Origin of the sequence: Pelosinus sp. UFO1 (genome assembly GCF_000725345.1) — a bacterium.
Lineage (GTDB): Bacteria > Bacillota > Negativicutes > DSM-13327 > DSM-13327 > Pelosinus.
The window spans coordinates 3170103-3196349 of record NZ_CP008852.1 but is presented as its reverse complement, the minus strand read 5'-3'; the positions used below and the strand labels follow the sequence as shown (position 1 = coordinate 3196349).

23 protein-coding genes and 1 tRNA gene are annotated in these 26247 nt (G+C 39.8%); 19 read left to right on the top strand and 5 right to left on the bottom strand.

The window, feature by feature from the left end; translation table 11 throughout:
- The first annotated feature begins 78 nt into the window (after positions 1-78).
- The 7 genes from UFO1_RS15170 (at position 79) to mce (ending at position 7191) form a co-directional block, all read left to right on the top strand.
- On the top strand, positions 79-1455 hold the full coding sequence (locus UFO1_RS15170; protein ID WP_038672137.1) for an SLC13 family permease: 1377 nt from the start codon (positions 79-81) through the stop codon (positions 1453-1455).
- Positions 1456-1579: 124 nt separating this feature from the next.
- Entirely contained in the window at positions 1580-2122 is a 543-nt protein-coding gene (locus UFO1_RS15165; RefSeq protein ID WP_038672134.1) for a hypothetical protein, read from the top strand.
- Positions 2123-2175: 53 nt separating this feature from the next.
- Entirely contained in the window at positions 2176-3681 is a 1506-nt protein-coding gene (locus UFO1_RS15160) for an acetyl-CoA hydrolase/transferase family protein (protein ID WP_038672132.1), read from the top strand.
- A 19-nt stretch (positions 3682-3700) separates the two neighbouring features.
- The gene (locus UFO1_RS15155; RefSeq protein ID WP_038671999.1) at positions 3701-5347 is read left to right on the top strand and encodes a methylmalonyl-CoA mutase; all 1647 of its coding nucleotides are present in this window, start codon (positions 3701-3703) and stop codon (positions 5345-5347) included.
- A gap of 19 nt (positions 5348-5366) precedes the next feature.
- A complete protein-coding gene (locus tag UFO1_RS15150) occupies positions 5367-5759 on the top strand; it encodes a cobalamin B12-binding domain-containing protein (protein WP_038671997.1) in 393 nt (130 codons plus the stop codon).
- A gap of 65 nt (positions 5760-5824) precedes the next feature.
- Positions 5825-6766 (top strand): methylmalonyl Co-A mutase-associated GTPase MeaB, encoded by a 942-nt coding sequence (gene meaB / locus UFO1_RS15145; protein WP_038671995.1) that lies wholly within the window; start codon positions 5825-5827, stop codon positions 6764-6766.
- A 17-nt stretch (positions 6767-6783) separates the two neighbouring features.
- The gene (gene mce / locus UFO1_RS15140; protein ID WP_038672130.1) at positions 6784-7191 is read left to right on the top strand and encodes a methylmalonyl-CoA epimerase; all 408 of its coding nucleotides are present in this window, start codon (positions 6784-6786) and stop codon (positions 7189-7191) included.
- Between the two features lie 117 nt (positions 7192-7308).
- Here the strand turns inward: mce and UFO1_RS15135 are convergent, their stop codons facing one another.
- Positions 7309-7797, bottom strand: coding sequence for a spore coat protein (locus UFO1_RS15135; RefSeq protein ID WP_038672128.1), 489 nt, complete (start codon positions 7795-7797; stop codon positions 7309-7311).
- Positions 7798-8063: 266 nt separating this feature from the next.
- Entirely contained in the window at positions 8064-9908 is a 1845-nt protein-coding gene (locus UFO1_RS15130) for an APC family permease (RefSeq protein ID WP_038672126.1), read from the bottom strand.
- A 406-nt stretch (positions 9909-10314) separates the two neighbouring features.
- Between UFO1_RS15130 and UFO1_RS25280 the strand changes: the two genes are divergently transcribed.
- The gene (locus UFO1_RS25280; RefSeq protein ID WP_038672124.1) at positions 10315-10680 is read left to right on the top strand and encodes a hypothetical protein; all 366 of its coding nucleotides are present in this window, start codon (positions 10315-10317) and stop codon (positions 10678-10680) included.
- 10 nt (positions 10681-10690) lie between these two features.
- On the opposite strand, the gene UFO1_RS15120 is transcribed toward UFO1_RS25280, so the two are convergent.
- Positions 10691-11941, bottom strand: a complete 1251-nt coding sequence (locus UFO1_RS15120; RefSeq protein ID WP_038672122.1) for a radical SAM protein — start codon at positions 11939-11941, stop codon at positions 10691-10693.
- A 160-nt stretch (positions 11942-12101) separates the two neighbouring features.
- Between UFO1_RS15120 and UFO1_RS15115 the strand changes: the two genes are divergently transcribed.
- The 6 genes from UFO1_RS15115 to UFO1_RS15090 all read left to right on the top strand — a co-directional run bounded on the left by UFO1_RS15115 (position 12102) and on the right by UFO1_RS15090 (position 17723).
- Positions 12102-12176 (top strand) — tRNA-Gly (locus tag UFO1_RS15115).
- Positions 12177-12403: 227 nt separating this feature from the next.
- Entirely contained in the window at positions 12404-13693 is a 1290-nt protein-coding gene (gene tig, locus UFO1_RS15110) for a trigger factor (RefSeq protein WP_038672120.1), read from the top strand.
- 34 nt (positions 13694-13727) lie between these two features.
- Positions 13728-14333 (top strand): ATP-dependent Clp endopeptidase proteolytic subunit ClpP, encoded by a 606-nt coding sequence (gene clpP, locus UFO1_RS15105; protein ID WP_038672118.1) that lies wholly within the window; start codon positions 13728-13730, stop codon positions 14331-14333.
- Between the two features lie 12 nt (positions 14334-14345).
- On the top strand, positions 14346-15608 hold the full coding sequence (gene clpX, locus UFO1_RS15100; RefSeq protein WP_038672116.1) for an ATP-dependent Clp protease ATP-binding subunit ClpX: 1263 nt from the start codon (positions 14346-14348) through the stop codon (positions 15606-15608).
- 221 nt (positions 15609-15829) lie between these two features.
- Positions 15830-17506 carry an ATP-dependent protease LonB gene (gene lonB, locus UFO1_RS15095; RefSeq protein ID WP_038672114.1) on the top strand — a complete coding sequence of 559 codons (1677 nt, stop codon included), beginning with the start codon at positions 15830-15832 and terminating at the stop codon, positions 17504-17506.
- 22 nt (positions 17507-17528) lie between these two features.
- Positions 17529-17723 (top strand): DUF378 domain-containing protein, encoded by a 195-nt coding sequence (locus tag UFO1_RS15090; RefSeq protein WP_038672112.1) that lies wholly within the window; start codon positions 17529-17531, stop codon positions 17721-17723.
- Between the two features lie 27 nt (positions 17724-17750).
- Here the strand turns inward: UFO1_RS15090 and UFO1_RS15085 are convergent, their stop codons facing one another.
- Both UFO1_RS15085 and UFO1_RS15080 read right to left on the bottom strand, forming a co-directional pair.
- Entirely contained in the window at positions 17751-19259 is a 1509-nt protein-coding gene (locus UFO1_RS15085; RefSeq protein ID WP_038672110.1) for an AAA family ATPase, read from the bottom strand.
- Between the two features lies 1 nt (position 19260).
- The gene (locus tag UFO1_RS15080) at positions 19261-19794 is read right to left on the bottom strand and encodes a hypothetical protein (RefSeq protein WP_038672108.1); all 534 of its coding nucleotides are present in this window, start codon (positions 19792-19794) and stop codon (positions 19261-19263) included.
- 214 nt (positions 19795-20008) lie between these two features.
- Between UFO1_RS15080 and lon the strand changes: the two genes are divergently transcribed.
- From lon to UFO1_RS15055, 5 genes are all read left to right on the top strand, one after another.
- Positions 20009-22336: an endopeptidase La gene (gene lon, locus UFO1_RS15075; RefSeq protein ID WP_038672106.1), complete on the top strand. Its 2328-nt coding sequence runs from the start codon at positions 20009-20011 to the stop codon at positions 22334-22336.
- Entirely contained in the window at positions 22329-23009 is a 681-nt protein-coding gene (gene yihA, locus UFO1_RS15070) for a ribosome biogenesis GTP-binding protein YihA/YsxC (protein ID WP_084159843.1), read from the top strand. The genes lon and yihA overlap by 8 nt, the downstream gene beginning before the upstream one ends.
- A 228-nt stretch (positions 23010-23237) precedes the next feature.
- The gene (locus UFO1_RS15065) at positions 23238-23690 is read left to right on the top strand and encodes an Lrp/AsnC family transcriptional regulator (protein WP_038672104.1); all 453 of its coding nucleotides are present in this window, start codon (positions 23238-23240) and stop codon (positions 23688-23690) included.
- Positions 23691-23733: 43 nt separating this feature from the next.
- Positions 23734-24213, top strand: a complete 480-nt coding sequence (locus UFO1_RS15060) for an AsnC family transcriptional regulator (RefSeq protein WP_038672102.1) — start codon at positions 23734-23736, stop codon at positions 24211-24213.
- 348 nt (positions 24214-24561) lie between these two features.
- A complete protein-coding gene (locus UFO1_RS15055) occupies positions 24562-26190 on the top strand; it encodes an L-lactate permease (RefSeq protein WP_038672100.1) in 1629 nt (542 codons plus the stop codon).
- Positions 26191-26247: the final 57 nt, after the last annotated feature.

Genomic DNA, 26247 nt, shown 5'->3' with positions numbered 1-26247 from the left:
GTATTAATGCAATTTTAAAGACCATTTAGGATCAGGTTCTTTTACAGGAAAAATAATAATACAAGGAGGATTACTTCTATGCTCGAAATGTCTACTGCAGCTATTGCTTCATTAATCGGCGTTATTATTGTAGTTGGTATATCCATGTATAATGAAGACTTAAATGTCGGCATCGTTGCTATCGCTTTTGGTATTGGTATTGGTGCCATTTTTGCAGATCTTTCCGCTGTTAAGGTTATGCAAGCATGGCCTCTAGACTTGTTTATGGTATTAACAGGTGTAACATTCCTATTTGGTATTGCTACTACCAACGGAACGATGGAAAAACTAACTGCCAATGCCATACGCTTGGCAAAAGGTAATACGGCATTAATTCCCTTAATTATTTTCGTGTTAATTACAATTATAACGACCATTGGTCCTGGTAACATCGCGACCGTAACACTGATGGCACCTGTAGTTATGTCCATTGCCGGTCGCATTGGTATGAACGCCTTTTTAATGACCCTCTTAGTTGTTGGAGCAGCAAATGGTGCAGCCTTCTCGCCGATCGCTCCTACTGGGATTATCTCGAATTCTTTTCTTTTGAAAATGGTACCTCAACTTGAAGCGATGGGACAGCATTTAGGGGACCTAAATATGCTGGCTTGGAAAATTCATTTAAATTCTGAAATTGCTCAAGTTGTTGGCAACGTTGGTGGCTTTATGGTATTTGGCGGTTGGGCGTGGATACGCAGACAACGTCATTCTACTTTAAGTATTGATGACATTGCGCCGAAACCAGAACCTTTTGACAGGAGCCAATGGCTGACTCTTGGATGTGTAGGGATATTAATCCTTTTAGTTATTCTACCAAGCTTAGCAATAACAAAAAGTTTATTTACCCCAACAATAATGAATCTTATTGGTACTGGTAAAGCAACCAATGTAGGAGCTGTCGCCTTCTTGCTTTCTACGGTTCTTTTAATTGCCAATGCTGGGGACAGCAAAGCTGCTGTTAAATCAATTCCTTGGTCTGTTATCATCATGGTAGGTGGTATGGGAATTTTAATTGATGTTATGGACAAGGCTGGTGGATTAAATGCTCTTGTAGGTATCATTGCCGCTATATCCAATCCAGTTAGTGTCAATGGTGTATTAGCTTTAGTAACCGGTGTTATCTCTGCCTATTCGAGTTCTTCCGGAGTGGTAATGCCAATGTTCTTGCCGCTAGTGCCAGGTTTAATTGAACAACTGGGCGGTGGTAATGCCATATCCATGATTTCCTCGATTAATGTTGGTTCTCATATGGTTGACACTTCGCCATTGTCACTTTTCGGTGCAATTTGTATCGCTTGTGCTGATGAGAAGGAAGATAAGGGTAAGTTATTCCGACAATTGTTAATTTGGGGATTCTCCATGTCTGTGGTTGGTGCCGTTCTTTGTTACGTATTTTTCGGATTGCTTGGTTTGTAATTCCTCCTTGCTCTCCATTCTGGTTTCATTCTGAATGAAGTTATTACTTAAAGGGGGAGGGCGTTGAAACGAAGGTTTCAACTCTCCCCCTTTTATCTAAGAATATCTGTGAGGGGATGCTAATATGAACAGATTACGAGTAACATCCACATCTACAAAAAAAAATACAATTATAATGATGGTTGGAATCACATTCTTCGCTGTATTATTAACCTTAAATATCATAAAACTAGTTACGATGAATATCTTTCAGCCACTAGAATTTGCCTTCGATGCTCTTTTTTTAGTTGTATTATTTAATCGCATAAACGCAAAATATACTTGCGAGATGTATGATAAATGTTTGGTTTTTAATAAATCTAGTCTTTGGGGTAAAAAACGGTATGATATATTTTATCCTTCAATAATAGGAATTTATAAGTATCAGCCTAAACTTGTAGAAATTACGAAGTTTCGCAGAACCTATAGGCTCCATTCAGCCCTGGATGCAAGTGATGTTTGGACCATTGCATATACAGTTACTACAATAAATGGAAAAAAAGAAAATTGCCGAATTTATTTCAAGCCCGGAGATTTATTCTTAGGTGAACTTCATAGAGTGCTACCGGGTAAAGTAATGATAAATGAGGAAAGAGTGATTCTTGCTGATATAGCAGGATCTAAATGATTCCTCAGATTATGTAGTTCCCATTTTATAAATGTTTGGAGGAAAATGTTAAAATGATTGATATCAAAGATCGTGTGCGTAACAAAGCGCTTCATGCAAAAATTGTAAGCGCAGAGCAAGCTGCAGCAATTATTAAGCCGGGAATGAATATCGGAACTAGTGGATTTACACCATCTGGTTACCCAAAAGCTGTACCAATGGCTCTAGCTGAAAGAATCAAGAAAGATCATTTTCAAATCAACCTTTGGACTGGTGCGTCAGTCGGTAAAGAGCTAGATGGCGCATTAGCAGCAGTAAATGGGATCAATAAACGGTTACCTTATCAAACAAATAATGAAATCCGTAAGTCACTGAATTCCGGTGGCGTTAAATATTGCGATTTGCATTTAAGCGAAACAGCACAACTATCCAGATATGGATTTTTGGGCGGTAAAGTGGATGTAGCCATTGTAGAAGCGTGTGCGATTACCGAAGAAGGACATATCGTACCAACGACGTCTATGGGAAATTCTGCATCTTTTGTACAAAGTGCTGATATTGTTATTGTTGAAATCAATACATCCCAGCCATTGGCTCTTGAAGGGATGCACGATGTGTATATTCCTCTTGATCCTCCTCATCGTTTACCCATTAACATTGCAAAAGCAGATGATCGTATTGGAACTCCATATATTCCATGTGGTTTGGACAAGATAACTTATATCGTTCCTTGCGACATCCGTGATGATGTTCGTGATTTAGCAGCCATTGACGATGATGCTAGAGCCATGAGTAAACATTTCATTGACTTTTTGAAAGCCGATATTAAAGCGGGACGTATGCCAAAAGGACTCTTACCGTTACAATCCGGTGTAGGATCGGTAGCCAATGCGGTTGTCAGTGGCTTTGCTGAATCTGATTTTACTGATTTAGAAGTGTATACAGAAGTTATCCAAGATGGAATGCTAGACTTAGCGGATGCTGGGAAGTTAAAGTTTGCCTCAGGTACTTCTTTCTCACCATCACCTGCAGGCCTTGAAAGATTCTACAAGAATATTGATTCCTATCGCAAAATCATGATGCTGCGTCCGCAAGAAATTGCCAATAGCCCTGAAGTAGCTAGACGCATTGGTGTTATTGCCATGAATACTGCGATAGAACTTGACATATATGGGAATGTAAATTCCACACATATTATGGGAAGCAAAATGATGAATGGTATAGGCGGCTCAGGAGACTTTGCTCGTAATGCCTATTTGACCTGCTTCTTTAGTACCTCCACCGCCAAAAATGGCGCCATATCCTCCATCGTGCCTATGGTATCGCATGCAGACCATAGCGAACATGACGTGGATATCTTTGTAACAGAATTGGGTGTAGCCGATGTCCGTGGACTCAGTCCAAGAGAACGGGCGCGGGTAATTATAGAAAATTGTGCTCATCCTGACTATAAGCCAATGCTTATGGACTATTTGGAAAGAGCCGAGGCAGCTACCAAATGTGCCCATACACCACATATTTTATCAGAAGCCCTTTCATGGCATACCCGTTTCTTAGAAACTGGTAGCATGAAAAAGTAAGTGAAGGAGGATTTTTAGTATGGATAATGAAAGTTTGAAAGCAAAAGTGGCGGAGTATACTGCCAAAGTAGAAAAAGCAAGTGCAAAATTCCCAGAACGCAAAAACCTGGAGTATAACAGACTCTATACTCCATTAGACCTTGAGGGACAAGATTATGAGCGTGATCTAGGATTACCAGGCTCTTATCCTTTCACTCGTGGTGTACAACCTACTATGTATCGCGGTCGTTTCTGGACCATGCGTATGTATGCAGGTTTCTCCACAGCAGAAGAATCCAACAAAAGATATCGCTACCTGTTAGAATCAGGCAGCACAGGCCTTTCTTGCGCCTTCGACTTACCAACCCAAATTGGTTATGATTCGGATGATATCATCTCCGAAGGCGAAGTCGGTAAAGTTGGGGTAGCGATTGACTCCTTGGCAGATATGGAAATTTTGTTTGATCAAATCGATTTAGGCAAAGTATCCACCTCCATGACAATTAATGCTCCTGCATCCGTATTACTTGCCATGTACATTGCCGTAGCTGAAAAGAATGGCATTGGAGCTGACAAATTAAACGGTACCATTCAAAATGATATTTTGAAAGAATATGCAGCACGTGGTACATACATTTTCCCTCCAAAACCTTCTATGCGTTTAATCACTAACATCTTTGAATATTGCTCCAAGAATGTACCGAACTGGAACACCATTTCCATTTCCGGTTACCATATCCGTGAAGCCGGCTCCACTGCTGCCCAAGAAATCGCTTTCACCATTGCGGATGGTATTGCGTATTGTGAAGCAGCGATTAAAGCAGGCCTTGACGTTGATGCCTTTGCTGGTCGTTTATCCTTCTTCTGGAACGCACACAACAACGTATTAGAAGAAGTAGCGAAGTTCCGTGCATCCCGTCGTGTATGGGCAAAAGTCATGAAAGAACGTTTTGGCGCAAAAAATCCAAAATCTTGGATGCTTCGCGTACATACACAAACAGCAGGTTCCATGCTAACTGCACAACAACCTGAAAACAACATCGTTCGTGTTGCCTTGCAAACAGCAGCAGCTGTAATGGGTGGTACACAATCCTTGCACACGAACTCCAAAGATGAAGCATTGGCATTGCCAACAGAAGATTCTGTACGTGTAGCACTTCGTACCCAACAAATCGTTGCTTACGAAAGTGGGCTTGCTGACGTTGTCGATCCATTGGCCGGTTCCTACTATGTAGAAGCTATGACCAATGAAATCGAAGCAGCTGCTTGGGAATATATTAAGAAAATTGATGATATCGGTGGCGCAGTTGTTGCCATTGAAGAAGGTTATATCCAAAGAGAAATCCAAGACAGTGCTTACAAATGGCAAAAAGAAGTGGAAAACAATGATCGCGTAATCGTTGGAGTAAACAAATTCCAAATCGAAGAAAAACCAATAGAAGGCCTCTTACGAGTCGATGCTTCTGTAGGCGAATTGCAAAAGAAAAAATTGGCTGATCTAAGAGCCAAACGTGATAACGCTGCTGTAACTGCTGCTTTGAGCAAACTAGAAGCTGCATGTAAGGATGAGAGCGTAAACCTAATGCCAATTATTTTAGAAGCAGTTAAGACCTATGCAACACTAGGCGAAATTTGTGGCGTAATGCGTAAAGTCTTTGGTGAATACCAAGCGCATGCAACACTGTAAGAGGATAGGAGGGGTAACAATGGAAAAACGTGTTAGAGTATTAGTAGCAAAACCTGGTTTAGATGGACATGATCGCGGAGCGAAAGTAGTAGCTCGTGCGCTCAGAGACGCTGGATTTGAGGTTATCTATACAGGATTACGTCAAACCCCAGAGCAAATCGCAGAAGCGGCTTTGCAAGAGGATGTAAACGTAATTGCACTTAGCTTATTATCAGGAGCTCACAATCACTTGTTCCCACGTATTGTTGAATTAATTCGTGGAAAAGGTATGACCGATGTACTCATGATTGGCGGCGGTGTTATTCCTGATGCCGATATTCCAACGCTTAAAGCAGCTGGTATCGCAGAAGTATTTACACCAGGCACACCCACTACGACCATCATTGATTACATCAATGCAAACGTAAAGTAAATAGCTGTATGTTGCACTATGCCCCCGGTTTTGGGAGTGTATAGTAACATGAGGTGGTGTAACCAATGAACATTGCAGAAGAATTATTAAAAGGCTCTCGCTTAGCCTTGTCAAGGGCGATAACAGCGGTGGAGAACGAATATGATGATGCAGTAAACATTATGCAGCAACTATATCCTCATACCGGTAATGCTCATATAATAGGCATTACCGGTCCACCGGGAGCAGGCAAGAGCACCTTGACCGATAAATTGGCAAAAGAATATCGTCGGCAGGGAAAAACAGTCGGTATCATCGCGATTGATCCCACAAGCCCATTTTCGGGTGGGGCTATTTTAGGTGACCGGATACGCATGAATGAATTGACATTAGATGAAGGTGTATTTATCCGCAGCATGGGTACGCGGGGCAGTTTAGGCGGTTTATCCCGTAAAACAGCCGAAGCCGTAAAAATCCTAGATGCATCGGGTAAAGACGTAATTCTAGTGGAAACCGTAGGCGTTGGTCAATCGGAAGTAGACATTGTCAAAACCGCGGATACAACCTTAGTCGTACTTGTACCTGGCTTAGGTGACGACATTCAAGCCATCAAAGCAGGTATATTAGAAATTGGCGATGTATTTGCCATTAACAAAGCAGACCATGATGGTGTAGACCGTCTACATACGGAACTAGAAATGATGTTAGACCTAAATCAAAAAATGACCGATTGGCGTCCGCCAATTAAACGTGTCATTGCAAATCGGGGAGAAGGCATTACCGATTTGTTAGCCTCCATAGAAGAACAGATTGCCCAATCGAGACAATCCGGTCAATTCGTCGAGCGTCGTACAGATCGCACCAAAAGCGAGCTATTGGTTATGCTTGATGAACAAGTTGGCCGGTATGTAAGAAAGCAGCTAGAGAACTATGGAAAATTTGATGAACTAGTAGCCAGTGTAGAAAGTCGTGAAAAGAATCCATATGGTGTTGTCAATGATATAATGGCAACTATTTTGCAAAAGTAAGTTAGGAGGGATTTTTGATGTTTAAAACATTAAAAGTAGACCATATTGGTATTGCAGTAAAAGATTTAGAACAAGCAAAAAAATTCTATACCGAAGTGCTTGGTATGGAAGTAATGGGTGAGGAAACAGTAGAACAACAAAAAGTAAAAGTTTGCTTTATTCCTTGCGGTGATAGTGAAGTAGAATTACTTGAATCTACCTCACCAGATGGCCCTATTGCTAAGTTCATTGAAAAAAATGGCGAAGGCATGCAGCACGTTGCTCTTCGTGTAGACAATATTGAAGCAGCCATTGCTGATCTTAAAGCAAAAGGCGTTCGTATGATTGACGAAACACCTCGTTATGGTGCTGGCGGTGCGAATATTGCTTTTGTTCATCCAAAAGCTACTGGCGGGATTTTGCTTGAATTATCACAGCGCAAATAAGATAAACCTACCTTCTAAGAAGGAGGCAAAATCTATAAAACGCTAAATAAATAGAATGACCATTGTTTTTATTAACAATGGTCATTCTATTTATTTAGGCAAGAAGATAAAATCTTTTTAGTACGTGCCTTTGCTTTGCATATATTGGAAGATTCCTTCGCCGTGTTTTTGCTCTTCTTTTTGAATATGATTTAGAGTTTGGCGAGCGTTAGGATCAGCAAACTCAAATATAGCAGTATCATAAGCTCCAGAAACGAATTTTTCCGTCATTAACATATCTGTACATAGGGTGCTATCATTTTGGCTTGCTGTTTGTGAAGAAGAGCTTGCCGAGGTTGAATTTTGCATATTACTTTGCATAGTGTTTTGGCTTTGTTGTTGGCCCTGTTGTTGTGAGGACGACATATTTGGATTTTGTCCATTTAACATTTGGGTGATCGTATTTAGGTGCTGCTGTTCTTGCTGAGCATAGGAACTAAATAGTTGTTTTAGTTGAGGATCTTGAGCCTGGTTCGCATAGGATTGGTATTTTTCTATGCAAATTTTCTCATGATTTTGTTGATCTTGTAATAACATCTTTTCTTTTTGGCTTAAATTTAGTGTCATATGTAACACCTCCTACTTGTATTTTGTCAAAATACCCCCATAATATTCATGGATATAAGAAAAACGCTACGCGTCCTTTTTGAACCACAAAGACACAAAGGTCACAAAGGGGTTCTATCCATTTCATTCCCATCTTTTTTGTGTGCCGCGATAGCGGCATTGTGTCTTTGTGGTTCAATCTTTTTAACTAGAAACTTATAAATTCTGATTCCGTAAAAAAAGTTAAGCTGTACAATTTGTTGTACAGCTTAACTTTTATAAAATTTTTATTTTTTTAAGTGGAAGGGAATCGTGGTTACGATAACGTTCTCCTTCAAAATTAGTAAGGTCCGAAGAATCCAGCCTGTTTGATTGTGCAAAAGACGATGCCACAATTTTTTAGTTTGGAATTCAGGAATTAAGATTGTAATATAGTCTTCTGGATTCCTTTGACGTTCTAAATTACTTATATAATCTAAGAGGGGTTGGATCACTAAACGATAAGGAGAGTAAATGGTGACTAATTCAACACCAGGATTCCATCCCTGCCATTTTACTTCTACTCTTTTACCAACTTCTTCATCCGTTGCAATGTGCAGAGCGATGACATCATTACTAATGCTTTTCGCATATTTAAGGGTCTGCGCTACTACACCAGTAGGGGTAGAAATAGGCACAATAACTACATTTCTACCAGTTTTAAGATTTGCTTCCTCTTCTGGATTGAAATCTTCTACTGGTAAGTGCAGCTGTTCAGCCATATCATTATAATGAGAACGAATTTTTTTGAAGATGAAAATCATCACAGGTATAAATACAAGAACTAACCAGGCACCATAGAAAAATTTCGTGATAGCAATAATAAGTACAACAATTCCAGTTACAAGGGCACCTACTGAATTTACAGTAGATCGTACAATCCAGCCAGGGCTTCGTTCTTTTCGCCAGTGAACCACCATCCCTACCTGAGCAATGGTAAAGGAAAGGAAAACGCCAATGGCATATAAGGAAATTAAATGTTCCGTATTGCCGTGGTAGATAACGATTAAAATGCCGGCAATAATGCTAAGGAGTACAATACCATTAGAGAAGCTTAAACGTTCACCACGCACCCCTAAATAGCGGGGCATATAACCATCTTTTGCTAGAATAGATAGCAGGGGAGGCAAACCGTTAAAGGAAGTATTAGCAGCCAGATATAATACCAGCATAGTAGTAATTTGTATGTAATAATAAGCCCAATTACGTCCAAAAGTTAATTCTGCGATTTGTGATAAAGCCGTTACATCTTCTAAAGGTAAAATGTGAAAATGCATGGTTAAGAAAGAAGTACCAATAAACATAAGTCCAAGGATTCCTGACATCCAATAAGTTGTTAATGTAGCGTTGCGTACCTCAGGGGAGCGAAACATAGGAACGCCATTAGAGATAGCCTCAACTCCAGTCATCGAGCTGCAACCATTTGCAAAAGCACGTAGAATAAGTACGACAACGGTCCAATCCATTTGTTTTGTTAGGGATTCAGGAGGGATAACAGGTGTATGGTTGGTAATTGTTTGGAAAATTCCCGTAACAATCAACGCAATAATACCAAAAATGAATGCATAAGTTGGAAACACAAATGCAGTAGAAGATTCCCGAACGCCCCGTAAATTCACTAGCATTAAAATGCCAAATAAAATAGCTAAATCGATGGGAACTTCATGTTGCGCTAGTGTAGGAAACGCTGAAATAATAGCAGCTGTTCCTGCAGATACGCTTACCGCTACGGTCAGTGTATAATCTGCAAATAGGGCAGCTGCTGCCGTAAGGGCTGGTAATTCGCCCAAGTGAGTAATAGCAACGGAGTAAGAACCGCCACCCCCTGGATTCGCCTTGGCTACTTGTACATAAGAAAAAGTTACAATTGCTAAAAGAGCTAAAATAGCGATCGAGATTGGTGCTAAATAACCGTAGGCTAAAATTCCTGGAAGTGTCAGCATCAGCATAATCTGCTCTGGGCCATAAGCCACTGAGGATAAGGCGTCTGAAGAAAAGATAGCAAGTGCTTTCCACTTTGGGAGTTTTTCGTGGCTCATCTCTTGATTATGTAAGGGTTTGCCAATAAGGATTCGCCGAACGAATCGCATCATAGTTGAATCTACCTCCGATATTTATTGTGTGTGCTTGTGCATAGTAGCGGAATATGCTCGACATAGTATAGCCATCTTTTGGAAAATTATAAAATTGGGCATGAAATCAATTATACAGTACTTATAGTAAAAGGAAAGTAGCATTTTGACGCATTTTGTAGGAAAAAGTAATGTATTTGTTCAAGAATGCGATTTGTGGTTAATATACTCCTGATTAGCGGTATTTTCTAGCTTTTTTAGCAGTAAAGTAGCAAATAGGAGCAGGTTGGTAGAATATTAGAGGTTCTAATAAGAAAAGATGGGAGAAATTCATTAAAAAGACACCGGAAAAACCGGTGCCTTTTTGAAAAAATGTATATTATCGAGGCCAGCAAGAAGAAGTCGGGTTGCAAAAGCGGGGGGAACAATGCTGGTTAGGGAAGCAAGTTTGGCGAGGGAAGCAAGTTTGGCGAGGGAAGCAAGTTTGGCGAGGGAAACAAGTTTGGTGAGGGAAACAAGTTTGGCGAGGGAAACAAGTTTGGCGAGGGAAACAAGTTTGGCGAGGGAAACAAGTCTGGCGGGGGAAACAAGTTTGACGGGGGAAACAAGTTTGGCGAGGGAAACAGCTTTGGCGAGGGAAGCAAAAACTAGAGGGATTGCATCCTACTATGACACGTTCGTCATCGTCATCATTGTAATCATCGTCCCAATCATCCATTTCTGGTCTGTCCCATTTAGGTTTTCTTTCATTACCATCATCATCATCATAATACATGTTATGATCCTCCTTTAAGTATATTGGGTTACGTTGGTTTTGCGTCTTCCCACGTGCCCGTATAAGGGTTGTAGGAGCAATCAGTTGGCGAGGCTAACCAGCGCTTTTCAAGGTCACTGCCTTGGGCTAAGGGGCGGCAATCCGAGCAGGAATAACGATATTCACAGTCTTTACATTTGAGGATCTGATTCTTTGTTGTATGCCAACATTGTAACAGAGGCTGACCTTCTAATATATCAGCCAGAGAATTTGTCAAGATATTACCGCAGAGTTGATTTCTTGCGAAGATGCAGGGGATGACATCGCCTGTAGAAGTTACCGCAATCTTCCCTGCAAGGCATTGGCAATAAGTATGCGCAGTGGTAAAGGAGGTTTCATCTGTATAAAAGGGGGGCCTAATAGGAGGTTTTGAATAGGTTGTTGGGAGTAAGTCTTGATCATCTCCTCTACCAGTAGGACGAACAACATCTGGATAGGAATCTGTCATACCTAATTCGTCATATAATGCAAGAATATTCTCAACTTCATCTTCATTTGCCTTCATAATAATAGAAGCAATTCGTAAAGGAATATTTGCGGCCATCAATTTTTTTATCGCATTCATGGTTTTATTAAAGCTATTGGGTTGCAATGTAACACGGTCATGGACAAGCGCATTATTGGCATAAATCGTAGTTGCAATATTAACATTATATTGCTTAAAAAAGTCAATGCAGTCGTCATCTATTAAAGTAGCATTAGTAAAAATTTCAATGTATTCATAGCCAACCTGATGGGCTTTAATAACTAATTCCCGCCATTTAGGGTAAAGGAGGGGTTCTCCTCCAATCAATTGAATATCCGTGGCACCTGCTAATTTAGCTTCATCGATAAGCGAGAGCCAACGCTCATGAGGTACTTTGTCAAGCTCTTTACGGGAAGGACCACTTTCTGAGTAACAATGTAGGCATTTGCTATTGCAGGCCGAGGTTAATTCTAACCAAAGAAAACCAAGTTTTATAGGATCTGCGGGTGAGGAAATCTCGGGTAGAGAAGTGGGAGCAGTTTCCTGAAACAAACCCAATTCTGTTTTTGTTAGTTTCTCTAAGAAATTCATATACTGCTCGCTATCAGGAGAGGTAATATCCCACAGGGTTTCGATGGCATTACCTTGGCAGGCACTAAGTAATTGAGTGGCACTGGGGTTGATTGAGTGCACCTTTCCTGTTTTAAAATTATAAATTGCACCTCTACTGGCGCCTTTCACCAATTTACAATGATCTTGTAAGCAATAATACAACAGTTCATCCCCCTTTACGGTGATTTATTACATAATATGCAATTAAGGGGGCGAGGTGTGCGTTATTAAAAAAGACAAAAGTTAAATTATATGAGATCTTGACAAAAAAAATGATTAAATATATAATTAATAACGTTGTTGGTGATAAAAAACAAAACATGCGGAAGTAGCTCAGCGGTAGAGCATCGCCTTGCCAAGGCGAGGGTCGCGAGTTCGAATCTCGTCTTCCGCTCCATAGAATTATTGAACTCGGCAGATACTGCTGGGTTTTTTGCATATATCTTGTTTTTGTTATATAATTATGGTATCATATGGGCTATGACATTCTAAAGTGTGATTTTTATGTCCAAAGTAAGAAAATCATTAGTAATAACATAGCAAGCATGTTAAAAATGGTAATACTATTTTTGGCGTTACACATAAATGTCGCCAAGTAATTACATAGGGAGGATACAATACAAAATGAAAGCAACAGTAGAAAAAATAGACAATCATAAAGTGGTTTTTGAAATTGAAGTACCTCAGGTGGAAGTAGCAAAAGCGGTTGATAAGGCATATCGTAAATTAGCTAATAAAGTGAACATTCCGGGGTTCCGTAAGGGAAAGACACCTCGTCGTATTTTAGAATTACATATTGGTAAAGAAGCATTATTAGATGAAGCTTTTGAAATCATGGCAAGTCCTGCCTATGCGAAAGCTCTTGAAGATAATAATATTGAACCAGTAAGCCGTCCTCAAATTGATGTTGTAACATTGGCAGAAGACAAAGATTTAGTGTTCAAAGCCACTGTAGTTGCCAAACCAGAAATTACTTTAGGACAATATAAAGGTTTAAAAATTGCTGTAGAAGCAGAAGCTGTTACAGAAGAAAAAATTAATGCCGAAGTAGAAACTATGCGTAATAGTCATGCAAAAATGGTAGTTGCAGAAGACGCAATCGTTGAAGATGGCGATTTTGCTATTATTGATTTTGAAGGATTTGTTGACGGCGTAGCTTTCCCAGGTGGAGAAGGCAAAGCGTATCCATTACAAGTAGGTTCTAATACATTCATCCCTGGCTTTGAAGAGCAGGTAATTGGTGCAAAAGCTGGTTCTGAAGTGGATGTTAAGGTAACCTTCCCAGCAGAATATCATGCTCCTGATTTAGCAGGTAAAGACGCTGTCTTTAAGGTAAAAGTTAACGACGTAAAACGTAAAGAATTACCAGAGCTTGATGATGAATTTGTAAAAGATGTAAGCGAATTTAACACAGTTGAGGAATTAAAGGCCGACATTAAGAATAAGTTAGAAAAGGCTGCTGCAGAAAAAGCAGAACGCGATTTCCGTAATGAAGCAATTAAGCAAGCTGTTGAAAACGCAACTGTAGATATTCCAGAAGTTATGGTAGAAGAACGCATTTCTAAAATGATTGAAGATTTAGGTGCTAACTTAGAAAGTCGCGGAATGCAGCTTGATCATTATATGAAATACATGAATACAGACATGGCAGCACTACGCGAAAATTACAAAGAGTCTGCTATTGCAAATGTTAAAACTGATTTGCTTTTAGAAGCAATCGTAAAAGCAGAAGCATTAGAAGTAAGCCCTGACGAAGTAGATTTCGAAATTGCTACTATCGCTAAAGGATACGGTGCTGAAGTTGCGGATGTGAAAGCAATTATCAGCGGACAAGGAAAAATGTCTACTGTATATGATTCCATATTACGCAAAAAAGCTGCTGAGCTAATTATTAGTAGTGTAGAAAAAGAGTAATAAAAAAATAATAAACCAATAGAGGTGTGATACTATGAATTTTGTACCAATAGTAGTAGAGCAATCTAGTCGTGGAGAACGATCTTATGATATCTATTCTAGACTTTTAAAAGATCGTATTATATTTATTGGTGGTCCCATTGATGATAATGTGGCAAATGTAGTCATTGCCCAACTTCTGTTTTTGGAATCGGAAGATCCAGATAAGGATATCCATATGTACATTAACAGCCCAGGTGGCGTTGTGACTGCAGGTATGGCTATATACGATACCATGCAGTATGTTAAACCAGATGTTTCTACAATTTGTATGGGGCAAGCTGCAAGTATGGGAGCCTTATTGTTGTCAGCAGGTGCAAAAGGTAAGCGCTATGCACTTCCTTATGCACGTGTGATGATTCACCAGCCTTTGGGTGGATCGCAAGGTCAGGCTACTGATATTGAAATCCATACCAGAGAAATATTAAGAACCAGAGAACTTCTTAACGGAATTCTGATCAATCAGACTGGTCAAAGTAAAGAAAAAATCGAACATGACACGGAAAGAGATTACTTCATGTCTGCTGAACAAGCTAAAGAGTATGGTATTATTGATTCTGTGGTTGTTCGGGGAGATAGGCGTCTTGAAAGTCCCAAATAAAGAGGTGATAGTATGTTAAAATTTGGGGATGACAAAGGTCAACTCAAATGCTCTTTTTGCGGTAAGCTACAGGAACAAGTCAAGAAATTGGTAGCAGGTCCTGGGGTATACATTTGCGATGAATGTATTGAGCTATGTAATGAGATTATTGAGGAAGAACTAAGCGGAGATATTGATATTGAGCTTCGTGATGTTCCAAAGCCTAAAGAAATTAAAGATATTCTAGATCAATACGTTATTGGTCAAGATTCTGCGAAAAAAACATTAGCTGTAGCGGTGTATAACCATTATAAGCGTGTCAATTTCGGTAGTAAAAATGATGATGTTGAACTTCAAAAGTCCAATATCGTGATGCTTGGGCCAACAGGTAGTGGTAAGACACTATTAGCGCAGACCTTAGCAAAATTGTTAAATGTACCTTTTGCCATTGCAGATGCTACCTCACTTACAGAAGCTGGATATGTTGGAGAAGATGTGGAAAATATCTTGCTAAAACTCATTCAAGCTGCTGACTATGATGTAGAAAAAGCCGAAAAGGGTATTGTATACATTGATGAGATTGATAAGATTGCCCGTAAATCGGAGAATCCATCCATAACTCGCGATGTATCAGGGGAAGGTGTGCAGCAAGCCTTACTTAAAATTTTAGAAGGTACTGTAGCAAGTGTGCCGCCGCAAGGTGGACGCAAGCACCCTCACCAAGAGTTTATTCAAATTGATACGACCAATATCTTATTTATTTGTGGCGGTGCTTTTGACGGTATCGATAAGTTAATCAGCGCACGTACAGGTAAGAAAAATATGGGATTCGGCGCCGAAGTGAGGAGTAAGGAAAAGAAAAACATTGGTGATCTTTTGCAGCAAATTTTGCCTGAGGATCTCTTAAAGTTTGGTCTTATTCCCGAATTTGTCGGCCGTTTACCAGTTGTTGTAACACTAGATGCACTAGATGAATCTGCCCTTGTCCGTATACTGCTAGAGCCTAAGAATGCATTAGTTAAGCAGTATCAAAAATTCTTAGAAATTGATAATGTGCAGCTTGAGTTTAAAGAAGATGCCCTTGATGCAATTGCGAAGGAAGCTTTGAAGCGCAATACAGGCGCACGGGGATTAAGAGCGATTATTGAAGGCATTATGTGCAATGTGATGTATGAAGTACCATCTCGTGCAGATGTGGCTAAATGTACAGTAACAAAAGAAGTGGTTTTGAATAAGGAAGAACCTATCTTAGTTACGGTTGATCGCAAGGCTAAGAAAAAAGAAGAATCAGCATGAGTTAAACAGGAGAGACGAGAGTCTCTCCTATTTTTACGGAATCAGAAAGTATAACACTTTCTTGATCCCAAGTAAGAACGACTAAGGCTTCTACCTGCGTCTGAGGACTTGGCACAAGCCAAGTCTTTTCTTATATTTACTTTTTTTAACAGGATAAAATCAAGCCGTCTGCCAATACTAAATTCAGAATCAGAAATGTTGGGGAGGAGGTTTTGTAATCAGTGGATTATGCGATAAACATTGTCACGGTGATACAATTCTTTTTTGCCGTTGTTATTGGCTTGTATTTTTGGAATTTGTTACGATCGCAACAAGGAAATCGGGTTGCTGTTGAACGTGAGTCTAAGAAGGAAATGGACAAACTGCAAAGGATGAGGTCCATTTCTTTGACAGAACCTTTATCTGAAAAAACTCGTCCAACGACTTTTGCCGAAATTGTTGGGCAGGAAGATGGGCTGAAGGCTTTACGAGCAGCTTTGTGTGGACCTAACCCACAACATGTGTTAGTCTATGGGCCTCCTGGGGTTGGAAAAACAGCGGCGGCGAGATTGATACTAGAAGAAGCGAAACGAAATCCCTTATCACCTTTTTCAAGCTGTGCGAAGTTTATTGAGCTTGATGCCACTACGGCTCGGTTTGATGAACGCGGTATTGCAGATCCATTAATTGGTACAGTTCATGATCCTATTTACCAAGGAGCAGGTCCTTTAGGTGTAGCAGGTATTCCTCAACCTAAGCCTGGCGCAGTAACGAAAGCTCATGGCGGCTTACTATTTATAGATGAGATAGGTGAACTGCATCACATTCAGATGAATAAGCTTTTAAAAGTATTAGAAGATCGTAAAGTATTCCTAGACAGTTCCTATTACAATAGTGAAGACACAAATATTCCAAGTCATATTCACGATATGTTTCAAAATGGTTTACCTGCAGATTTTCGCTTAGTAGGTGCTACAACACGTACCCCCCAAGATATTCCACCAGCAATTCGGTCTCGGTGTGTGGAAATATTCTTCCGTCCTATACTACCTGATGAGATAGGCAGAATTGTTTATAATGCAGCGAAAAAAATTAACTTTGCTATTGATGATAAAGCGGTAGAAGTGATAAAACAGTATTCTACCAATGGGCGGGATGGTGTTAATATTGTTCAGATCGCTGCTGGTGTTGCGATTAATGAGCAGCGTCAATCCATTACTTGTAAAGATGTTGAATGGGTTATTAATTTTAGCCACTATAGTCGAAGACCAGAAAAGAAAGTACCGGATGCTCCTCAAGTTGGTTTTGCAAATGGACTGGCAGTATATGGAGCTGACGTAGGGGCTATTACTGAAATCGAAGTTACAGCTGTTCCTGGTACAGGAAAGTTCACTATTACTGGGGTAGTTGATGAAGAAGAATTAGATGCGCCAGGTCGTACAATACGTCGTAAAAGTATGGCCAAAAGTTCTTTAGAAAATGTGCTTACTGTGCTTTCTAACCGTTTTAAAATGGAGTTACATAGCTACGATATCCATGTTAACTTTCCTGGTGGTGGTCCAGTGGATGGTCCTTCAGCAGGTGTAACTATGGCAGTGGCAATTTACTCCGCGGTTAAAGGCATCCCTATTAGTAATACAGTAGCAATGACAGGAGAACTCTCGATTCGTGGTTTAGTCAGACCTGTAGGTGGAGTTAGTGCTAAAGTGTACGCTGCCGAGCAGGCTGGAGCACGTCGAGTTTTAATACCTAAAGATAACTGGCAGGAAATGTATCAAACATTGCCAATCGAAGTCATTGGAATAGAAACGATTGAAGAAGCTTTAGACTATACATTAATGAAGAATGTAGATGTGCTGCATCGAGATATTGCAGTGCCACAGCCAGATATCTTGGCGGCTGCAGGGATATCAAATTAAATAAGTAATAGGTGGTTTAGAAATGGATAAAACTGCGTTACTCTTAGTAATCGTTGGTGCCTTGAATTGGCTTTTAGTTGGGCTATTTCAGTTCGATTTAGTTGCCACAATTTTTGGCGGGCAAAATTCCTTTTTGAGTCGTGCAGTCTATGTACTGGTTGGCTTATCTGGTCTTTGGTCTATGAAGTTTTTATTTGCGGAACGTAGATCAGCATAAAGATGAATACGAAAACAAGATAGCCCTTCAAAGGGCTATCTTGTTTTCGTATTGCTGTGGAGTTATATTGATGATATCTCTCAGTTCATCACCATTTATACACTCTTTATCTAATAGGAGCGTAGTTATCCTTTCCAACAATTCTTGCTGATCAGCAAGGATATTGTGAACGTATTGCTCTGTTTCTTTTATAATAGATGTTAAGGTAACATGCAATAACTCTTTTGATAGATCCTCTGGAGAAACAATTCCTAAGGTTGATATACCACTGTGGATAATCTGTTTTGCCAATTCAGTAGCATGTTTAAAATCGCTAGCTGCACCGGTACTGCGATTGCCTAGTTGAATTTCTTCAGCAACTGCACCAGCTAATGCGACTGCAATTTTATCAGTGAGAGCTTTGGTTGTATATAAATAGGTATCATCTAGCGGTGTTTGTCTTACGTAGCCTAAAGCATTGCTTCTTGAAGCAATGTTAATGGTTGCTACAGATCCTGGCCGGGTCAATTCGCTGAGTAGAGCATGTCCTACTTCATGGACTGCAATGCGATGTTTTTCCATCTGATTTGGTACCCGGTCTAGTTTTTCACCCATAATAATTTTGTCAATTGCACATTGAAAGTGATCTGCTGTTATTAAAGTTTGCTCTTCGCGCAGGGCCATAATGGCAGCTTCATTTGTTAAACTTTCCAAATGAGATCCTGAAAAACCAAAAGTATTTGCTGCAATACTATCTAAAGAGACATTCTTTGCTAAAGGTTTATTTTTGGTATGAAGTGTAAGAATGTGAAGCCGCCCTTTTTTATCAGGCAAGTCAACTTTGACTTGTCGATCAAACCGTCCTGGACGTAGCAGGGCTGGGTCAAGCATATCGATTCGATTGGTAGCTCCTATGACCAATATGCGAACACTGTCATCGAAAGAGAGACCATCCATTTGTACAAGCAGTTCATTTAATGTTTGATCATATTCTATATTGCTAGTAGTTTGGCCGCGTTTGCCACCAACGACATCTAATTCGTCAATAAAGAGCACCGCACTTTCTTTATGCTGACTCTTAGCAAGCTTCTTAGCTTGTTCAAACAATTGCCGAACACGTTGTGCACCTACACCTACATACATTTCAACGAATTCTGAACCGCTGACAGAAAAAAATACGGAGTCAGTAAACTGTGCTGCAGCTTTAGCTAGTAGTGTTTTTCCTGTACCAGGTGGCCCATTTAATAAAACACCTTTTAAAGGGCGGATACCAAGATGTGTAATACGAGTAGCATCTTTAATAAATTCTAAAGCTTCGCGTAACTCTTGCTTTGCCACTTCTTGTCCGCCAATATCATCAAAGTGAATCAGTGTAGAGGCTGAAGTTTTTGCTTCTTTTTTTGCAAAAGAGTTTTTGGCAAGTTTTGCATGATTAAGATAGACAGCGGCAATGATTAATGTTATAACAAAGAGCATAGGTACAATATCAAACCCTTGCCAAAACAAAAAGAGCAAGAAACCTGTACTAATACCAAACCCTATTTCTGCGTAATACATTTTATCTCACCCCTTTACTATCTGGTTCTCGGGGGATGATCTGGTATAAATCACCATTGGTGGTTGTAAGTTGAAGATAAACATTGTTTGCATCGATGTATACGTGCGTTTTTGTATTGGCAGCGGCGGCTTTTTCTTGGATCTTTTCAGACATAGCGCTAAATTTTCCCGTGGAAATTCCTTCGTATACATAATAGTGGATTGTATAATAAAGTTGCTCCAATTCAGGGGTTCGATGGTCATGAAGGATCAGCTTATATTTTGACGATCCTAAACTACCTGTAAGTGCATCATTGATAGATTGATAAGCTACTTCTAAGTTATCTACGTTTGTAAGAGTAACGTGAACTTTTGGGATAATTTGATTTTTAGAGTCGATAACTACTTTTTCAACCCCGGCAATTTCTCCTACTCCTTGGGTAACTGGTTTGGTTACAGCATATTGCTGCCAAAAAAAATAACTGCTGCTGGTAGCAGCAAAAGTGAGTATGATTCCAATAACAATGACTGGCCAGTTAATCTTTTGCCAATTCATGTACTTTCCCCTCTCTAATTCCATGATAAAGACAATCTAGTTAACATAATATATTATACTATCTATTAGAAAAGGTGTAAAAGGAAAAATTCACTATTTTTTGTAGTTTTTATTTTGTCTAAAAAGGATTTTGGCATGGTAAATAAGAATATTTATAATTGTTAAGGATGAAAATAATAGTAATAGGATAAGGACAAGTAAAGGAGACGAATTTATGGTAAAGAAAACACAAACAAGAACAATACCACTACTGCCCTTAAGAGGCATCTTAGTTTTTCCATATATGATTATTCATCTTGATGTGGGTCGTGAAAAATCGATTAGTGCCTTAGAAGAAGCAATGGTACATGATCGATTCATTATGCTAGCCACACAAAAGGATGCGCAGAATGATGAACCGAAGCCAGACGATATCTTTAATTTTGGAACTGTGGCAGAGGTAAAGCAACTTTTAAAGCTCCCAGGCGGAACAATCAGAGTATTAGTAGAAGGATTACACCGCGCGGAAATTGTAAAATATGTAGAGTCTGAAGCCTTCTATCAAGTAGAAATCAATGAGTTTGATGAACCAGAAACTAGAACGTTGGAAATTGAGGCTTTAACCCGGACAGCAATTTCTCAATTTGAACAATGGGTTAAGTTTAGTAAAAAGATTCCACCAGAAACTTTGGTTTCTGTTGTTGTTGTTGAGGAACCAGGACGTTTGACAGATCTAATTGCAAGTCATTTATCTCTTAAAATTGAAGATAAACAAGCATTACTAGATGCTGTAAATGTAAAAGAACGATTGGAAAAACTATGTGATATCCTTGGTCGTGAAATGGAGATTCTCGAATTAGAAAAGAAAATTAGTGTCCGCGTGCGTAAGCAAATGGAAAAGACGCAAAAGGAATATTATTTACGGGAACAACTAAAAGCCATTCAAAAAGAATTAGGTGAAAAAGATGATCGGGCAGCAGAGGTCGAGGAATATCGCACAAGGCTAAAAGAACAGGAATTTCCTAAAGAAGTTGCAGAAAAAATCAATAAAGAAATTGAACGTTTAGAAAAAATGCCTGCGATGGTAGCTGAAAGTGCCGTGATTCGCACTTATCTTGATACATTACTATCACTGCCTTGGACAAAAGAGACAGTAGATATGCTAGATATTGATGGGGCGGAAAAGACCTTGGATGAAGACCATTACGGTTTAGAAAAGGTCAAGGAACGTATTTTAGAATATTTGTCCATCAGAAAACTTACGGAAACGATGAAAGGACCTATTTTATGTCTAGTAGGGCCTCCTGGTGTAGGTAAAACTTCCTTAGCACGCTCTATTGCGAAGGCAATGGACCGGAAATTTGTGAGAGTTTCTTTAGGTGGTGTGCGCGATGAAGCTGAAATTCGCGGTCATCGTCGTACCTATGTAGGGGCAATGCCTGGCCGTATTATTCAAGGAATACGTACAGCCGGCTCAAAAAATCCAGTATTCTTGTTAGACGAAATTGATAAAATGAGCGCTGATTTCCGAGGGGATCCTTCTGCAGCATTATTAGAGGTTCTTGATCCGGAGCAAAATAATACCTTTAGTGACCATTATGTGGAAGTGGCTTACGATCTTTCCCGGGTTTTATGGGTCATCACTGCAAATGTAATGCATACCATTCCACGTCCATTGTTAGACCGAATCGAAATTATTAATATTCCTGGCTATACAGAAGAAGAAAAAGTACAGATTGCGAAACGGTATTTGGTTCCCAAACAAGTTCGTGATCATGGCTTGACGGATAAACAAATCGTTTTTTCGGAAGGTACTCTACAAAAGATAATTGGCGATTATACCCGGGAATCAGGAGTTCGTGGCTTGGAACGCAACATTGCAACGTTATGCCGTAAAGTGGCTCGCCAAATTGTTCAAGAAAAACGCAAGAATGTAAAAGTGACAGCACAGAATTTGCATACTTATTTGGGAGCTGCTAGATATCGCCATACACAAGCAGAACGTCAACCGCAGATCGGGGTGAGCACAGGTCTTGCTTGGACTCAAGTTGGCGGAGATGTGCTGGCTATTGAAGTTTCCGTGATGAAAGGTAAAGGCAAATTAATGCTTACAGGTCAACTTGGCGAAGTGATGCGTGAATCGGCTCAGGCTGGTTTTAGTTACATTCGTACCCGTGCACAAGAGCTCGGAATTGATGCAAATTTCCAAGATGAGGCAGATATTCATATTCACTTGCCAGAAGGCGGGATCCCAAAAGATGGCCCATCTGCAGGTATCAGCATGGCTACAGCAGTAGTGTCTGCTTTAACAAGTAGACCTGTGCGCAGTGATGTGGCGATGACAGGGGAAATTACCTTGCGAGGCAGAGTTCTGCCAGTAGGCGGTATCAAAGAAAAAGTACTGGCAGCCCATCGTGTAGGAATTAAAACAATCATCATGCCTAAGGAGAATAAAAGAGATATGGATGAAATACCAGCAAATGTGAAAAAGAACTTAGAATTTGTGCTTGTTGAACATATGGATGAGGTGCTTAAAACAGCTTTGGTGACAAAAAATGAATGAAGCGATCATAAAAGAAGAAGTAGTTAAAGAAGAAATAGTTAATGAAGAAGTAGTTAAAAAAGAAATTAATATTACCAGTGGTCAATATGTTGCTTCGGCTGTACGTATCAATCAATACCCAGAGGGAGAGCTGCATGAGATTGCGTTTATGGGGCGTTCTAATGTAGGGAAATCCTCCTTGATCAACTCCTTAAGCCGCCGTAATGGATTGGCTCGCACCAGTGGTAGCCCAGGTAAAACTCAGACCCTTAATTTTTATAAATTGATGGCAAAAATGAGTGAAACAGACCGACGAGAATTTTTTCTCGTCGATTTGCCTGGATACGGATATGCCCGAACTGGTCGATCCAATCGGCAGCAGTGGGCAAAATTCATTGAAGAATATCTGTTAAAATCTCCGAGATTGCAGCTTGCTTGTCAGTTGATTGATATCAGGCACGCTCCTATGGAGAGTGATGTTAGTACCTACAAGTGGCTAGTTGAAAATGATATACCTGTACAGGTCATTGCGACAAAGGCGGATAAGCTCACCCGCATGGGTGTGAAGAATAATGTAGCTGCCATTCGTAAAGGTCTAGGAATGAAAGGCGGTAACATTATCGCTTACTCATCAGAAAAAGGATTAGGTCGTCCTGAGTTACTTGACGTGATTGGACAAATTCTGTTAAAATAGAACATAAATAAAAAGGAGAATAGCTGATGCTGTTCTCCTTTTTAAGGTTCGGGGGCATCATTAAGCCATTTCTTTTAATAGGATGGTATAAGATTTTTTCTGTGAAGAATACTTAATAAAAACAATCAGAATGTTATCTATTAATAAACGCCGTTTCATTTACGTTGTAATGGCATTCTGATGACTGTATAGATCATTTTGTAGGAGAAAATAATAAAGGAGTTGTGTATGCTTACTGCATTTGATAAGAGCTTATTAAATCTGATTCAGACAGACTTATCTTTTGACAAACGTCCTTTCGCCGTACTGGCCGAAAAGCTTAAGACGGAGGAGTTTGTGGTAATTGAAAGGCTTAAGTTTTTAAAAGAGCAAGGTCTAATTCGCCGTATTGGCCCTTTCTTTGATTCGACAAAGCTTGGTTATATTGGTACATTAGTAGCCCTAGAGGTAAAAGAGGAGTACATTCCTCAAGTGGCTGAAGTAATTAATTCTTATTATGGCGTCACTCACAATTATGAACGGGAAGGAACCTTAAATTTATGGTTTACTTTGTTAAGTCCAGATTTAGGAAAACAAAATGAAATTTTGGAGACAGTGCGGAATTTGGATGGTGTAGTTAGGCTGCTTAATTTGCCAGCGACTAAAAAATTTAAGGTGAGTGTGCAGTTTTCCTTATCGTAAGGACTAGTAGAAGTTTCAAGCAAGTAGGAAGAGAGGTACCTTAATGCTAGATGAGTTAGATAAGAAAATTATTGCGATCATGCAGGAAGACTTCCCACTAGTAGCCGAGCCTTATCGTGAAATAGCAGAAAAACTGGGTATTAGTGAGGACGAACTTTTAACGCGATTGCAAGGGTATAGAAAATCAGGGAAAATTCGTAAAATGGGTGCAGTACTTAGGCATCGTGAAGTAGGATATGCAGCAAATGCCTTGTGTGCATGGATTGTACCTGAGGAACGGATTGAAAAGATCGGGAAATTATTGGCGCAAGATGCAATTATATCCCATTTGTACGGGAGAGTTCCTCAATCTGATTGGCCCTATAACTTTTATACCATGCTCCATGCCCATAATCGAGAAGAATGTAAGGCTATAGCAGCGGATATAGCAAATCGTACTGGCCTAAAAGACTATGTCATGTTATTTAGTACCCGCGAATGGAAAAAAATTAGTATGCAATATTTTAAAGAAAATAGTAAGTAAATGATAATTGTAAGATAGCTACACATAAAAGATGTGTAGCTATCTTTTTTTACGGAATCAGAAAGTATAACACTTCCTTGATTCCAAGTAAGAACGACTAAGGCTTCCGCCTGCGTCTGAGGACTTGGCCTAAGCCAAGTCTTGTTCTTATGATACATTTCATTGAATTCTTGGGAACGGTAATTCATAAGTACCTGCCAGCAAATAAATTAAAAGTAATATAAATTTGGTTAATGGTCAAACTATAAATAGCCAAAAAGAGAGGTGATAAAAAGCATCTGCTTGTTGGTACATAAATGTGCCATATGCCTAATGAAACAGCTAAAAAAACAAAGGGGTGTTACTTTAATGACATGGACGCAAATATATGACCCGATGCATAGTCTAGCGCTATCCTCGTTGCTAGCGGCTATCCCCATCATTGTGATTTTTTATTTGCTCGCTATTCGTCGAACTCCAGGCCAAATTGCAGGCCTAATAGCGTTAACTTCTGCTTTATTAGTGGCCATTTTTGCCTATAAAATGCCTGTTGGCCTTGCACTTACATCAGCGGTCATGGGAGCTTTATATGGAATATTCCCGATTTATTGGATCGTAATCACTGCTATTTTCATTTACAATTTAACGGTTGAGACCGGACAATTTGAAATAGTAAAAGATTCGATTGCCACAATTACAGACGACCGTCGGCTGCAAGCTTTGTTAATTGCCTTTGGGTTTGGTGCTTTTTTGGAAGGGGCAGCTGGTTTTGGCACTCCTGTTGCTATTTCAGCGGGTATGTTAGTAGGTCTTGGTTTCAACCCTTTATATGCTGCGGGGTTATGCTTAATTGCGAATACGGCGCCTGTAGCGTTTGGCGGTATTGGTATTCCAATTATTGTTGCAGGACAAGTTACTGGTATCGAAACAATGAATATCAGTGCCATGGTAGGAAGACAATTACCGTTTCTCTCAGTTATTATTCCAATATGGTTAGTTGTGTTGATGGCAGGTTGGAAAGCAGCTATGGAAGTATTGCCTGCATGTTTAGTAGCAGGTATTGCCTTTGCTAGTATTCAGTGGTTTTCCTCCAATTATATTGGCCCAGAGTTGCCAGATATTTTATCGTCTCTAACTTGTATCATTGCACTGACGGTTTTCTTAAAATATTGGAAGCCAGCAAAAATTTGGCGATTTGAAAATGAGCCTGCACCGACCCTTGTTGCAAATAGGAATGCATTAACCTTAGGTAAGGTATTAAAAGCATGGTCACCTTTTATTATTCTTACTGTGATGGTCATCCTGTGGGGGTTAAAACCCGTAACAGCAATGTTAGATGCGGTAACGTTAAAATGGGTGGTTCCCGGACTTGATAAACTAATTGTGCAAGTTGCACCGATTGTAAAACAACCAACGCCTATGACAGCACTTTATAAAATAAACTGGTTAAGCGCTGCAGGAACGGGGCTATTCATTGCGAGTATAATTACTTCTTTATTTTTAGGCGTTGGACCAGGCAGATTTATTTCCATTTTCTTCAAAACCCTTAGACAATTAATAAAGCCACTTATTACAATTCCTTCTGTATTGGCCTTAGCTTACGTTATGAATTATTCTGGTATGAGTTCTACTCTAGGCTTATTTTTAGCTGGGACAGGTTCTTTATTTCCTTTTTTCTCGCCCTTTCTAGGTTGGCTAGGAGTATTTTTAACTGGTTCGGATACCTCTGCAAATGCATTATTTGGCAACTTGCAAGCAGTTACTGGACAACAAGTTGGGGTCGATCCAATTTTGACAGTAGCAGCAAATTCTTCCGGTGGTGTTTGCGGTAAGATGATTTCCCCACAAAGTATTGCCGTAGCAACTGCCGCCACTGGGCTAGTTGGTAAGGAAGGCGATCTATTTAGTTTCACAGTGAAGCATTCACTGATTTTAGCTATAATTGTAGGATTCATGACCTACGCACAAGCGTACTGGCTCAGTTGGATGATTCCCTAAAAGGGAAATAAATAAAAAGATAAAATACTGGGTGGAGAGGGTTCTCTACCCAGTATT

Bases quoted from the DNA above. Each gene is read 5' to 3' on its own strand.
- meaB (WP_038671995.1), top strand. From the start codon at position 5,825: ATGAACATTGCAGAAGAATTATTAAAAGGCTCTCGCTTAGCCTTGTCA.
- UFO1_RS15150 (WP_038671997.1), top strand. From the start codon at position 5,367: ATGGAAAAACGTGTTAGAGTATTAGTAGCAAAACCTGGTTTAGATGGA.
- tig (WP_038672120.1), top strand. From the start codon at position 12,404: ATGAAAGCAACAGTAGAAAAAATAGACAATCATAAAGTGGTTTTTGAA.
- yihA (WP_084159843.1), top strand. From the start codon at position 22,329: ATGAATGAAGCGATCATAAAAGAAGAAGTAGTTAAAGAAGAAATAGTT.
- UFO1_RS15055 (WP_038672100.1), top strand. From the start codon at position 24,562: ATGACATGGACGCAAATATATGACCCGATGCATAGTCTAGCGCTATCC.
- UFO1_RS15090 (WP_038672112.1), top strand. From the start codon at position 17,529: ATGGATAAAACTGCGTTACTCTTAGTAATCGTTGGTGCCTTGAATTGG.
- UFO1_RS15170 (WP_038672137.1), top strand. From the start codon at position 79: ATGCTCGAAATGTCTACTGCAGCTATTGCTTCATTAATCGGCGTTATT.
- UFO1_RS15085 (WP_038672110.1), bottom strand. From the start codon at position 19,259: ATGTATTACGCAGAAATAGGGTTTGGTATTAGTACAGGTTTCTTGCTC.
- UFO1_RS15060 (WP_038672102.1), top strand. From the start codon at position 23,734: ATGCTAGATGAGTTAGATAAGAAAATTATTGCGATCATGCAGGAAGAC.
- clpX (WP_038672116.1), top strand. From the start codon at position 14,346: ATGTTAAAATTTGGGGATGACAAAGGTCAACTCAAATGCTCTTTTTGC.
- UFO1_RS15065 (WP_038672104.1), top strand. From the start codon at position 23,238: ATGCTTACTGCATTTGATAAGAGCTTATTAAATCTGATTCAGACAGAC.
- lon (WP_038672106.1), top strand. From the start codon at position 20,009: ATGGTAAAGAAAACACAAACAAGAACAATACCACTACTGCCCTTAAGA.
- clpP (WP_038672118.1), top strand. From the start codon at position 13,728: ATGAATTTTGTACCAATAGTAGTAGAGCAATCTAGTCGTGGAGAACGA.
- UFO1_RS25280 (WP_038672124.1), top strand. From the start codon at position 10,315: ATGCTGGTTAGGGAAGCAAGTTTGGCGAGGGAAGCAAGTTTGGCGAGG.
- UFO1_RS15160 (WP_038672132.1), top strand. From the start codon at position 2,176: ATGATTGATATCAAAGATCGTGTGCGTAACAAAGCGCTTCATGCAAAA.
- UFO1_RS15130 (WP_038672126.1), bottom strand. From the start codon at position 9,908: ATGATGCGATTCGTTCGGCGAATCCTTATTGGCAAACCCTTACATAAT.
- UFO1_RS15165 (WP_038672134.1), top strand. From the start codon at position 1,580: ATGAACAGATTACGAGTAACATCCACATCTACAAAAAAAAATACAATT.
- UFO1_RS15135 (WP_038672128.1), bottom strand. From the start codon at position 7,797: ATGACACTAAATTTAAGCCAAAAAGAAAAGATGTTATTACAAGATCAA.
- mce (WP_038672130.1), top strand. From the start codon at position 6,784: ATGTTTAAAACATTAAAAGTAGACCATATTGGTATTGCAGTAAAAGAT.
- UFO1_RS15080 (WP_038672108.1), bottom strand. From the start codon at position 19,794: ATGAATTGGCAAAAGATTAACTGGCCAGTCATTGTTATTGGAATCATA.
- UFO1_RS15155 (WP_038671999.1), top strand. From the start codon at position 3,701: ATGGATAATGAAAGTTTGAAAGCAAAAGTGGCGGAGTATACTGCCAAA.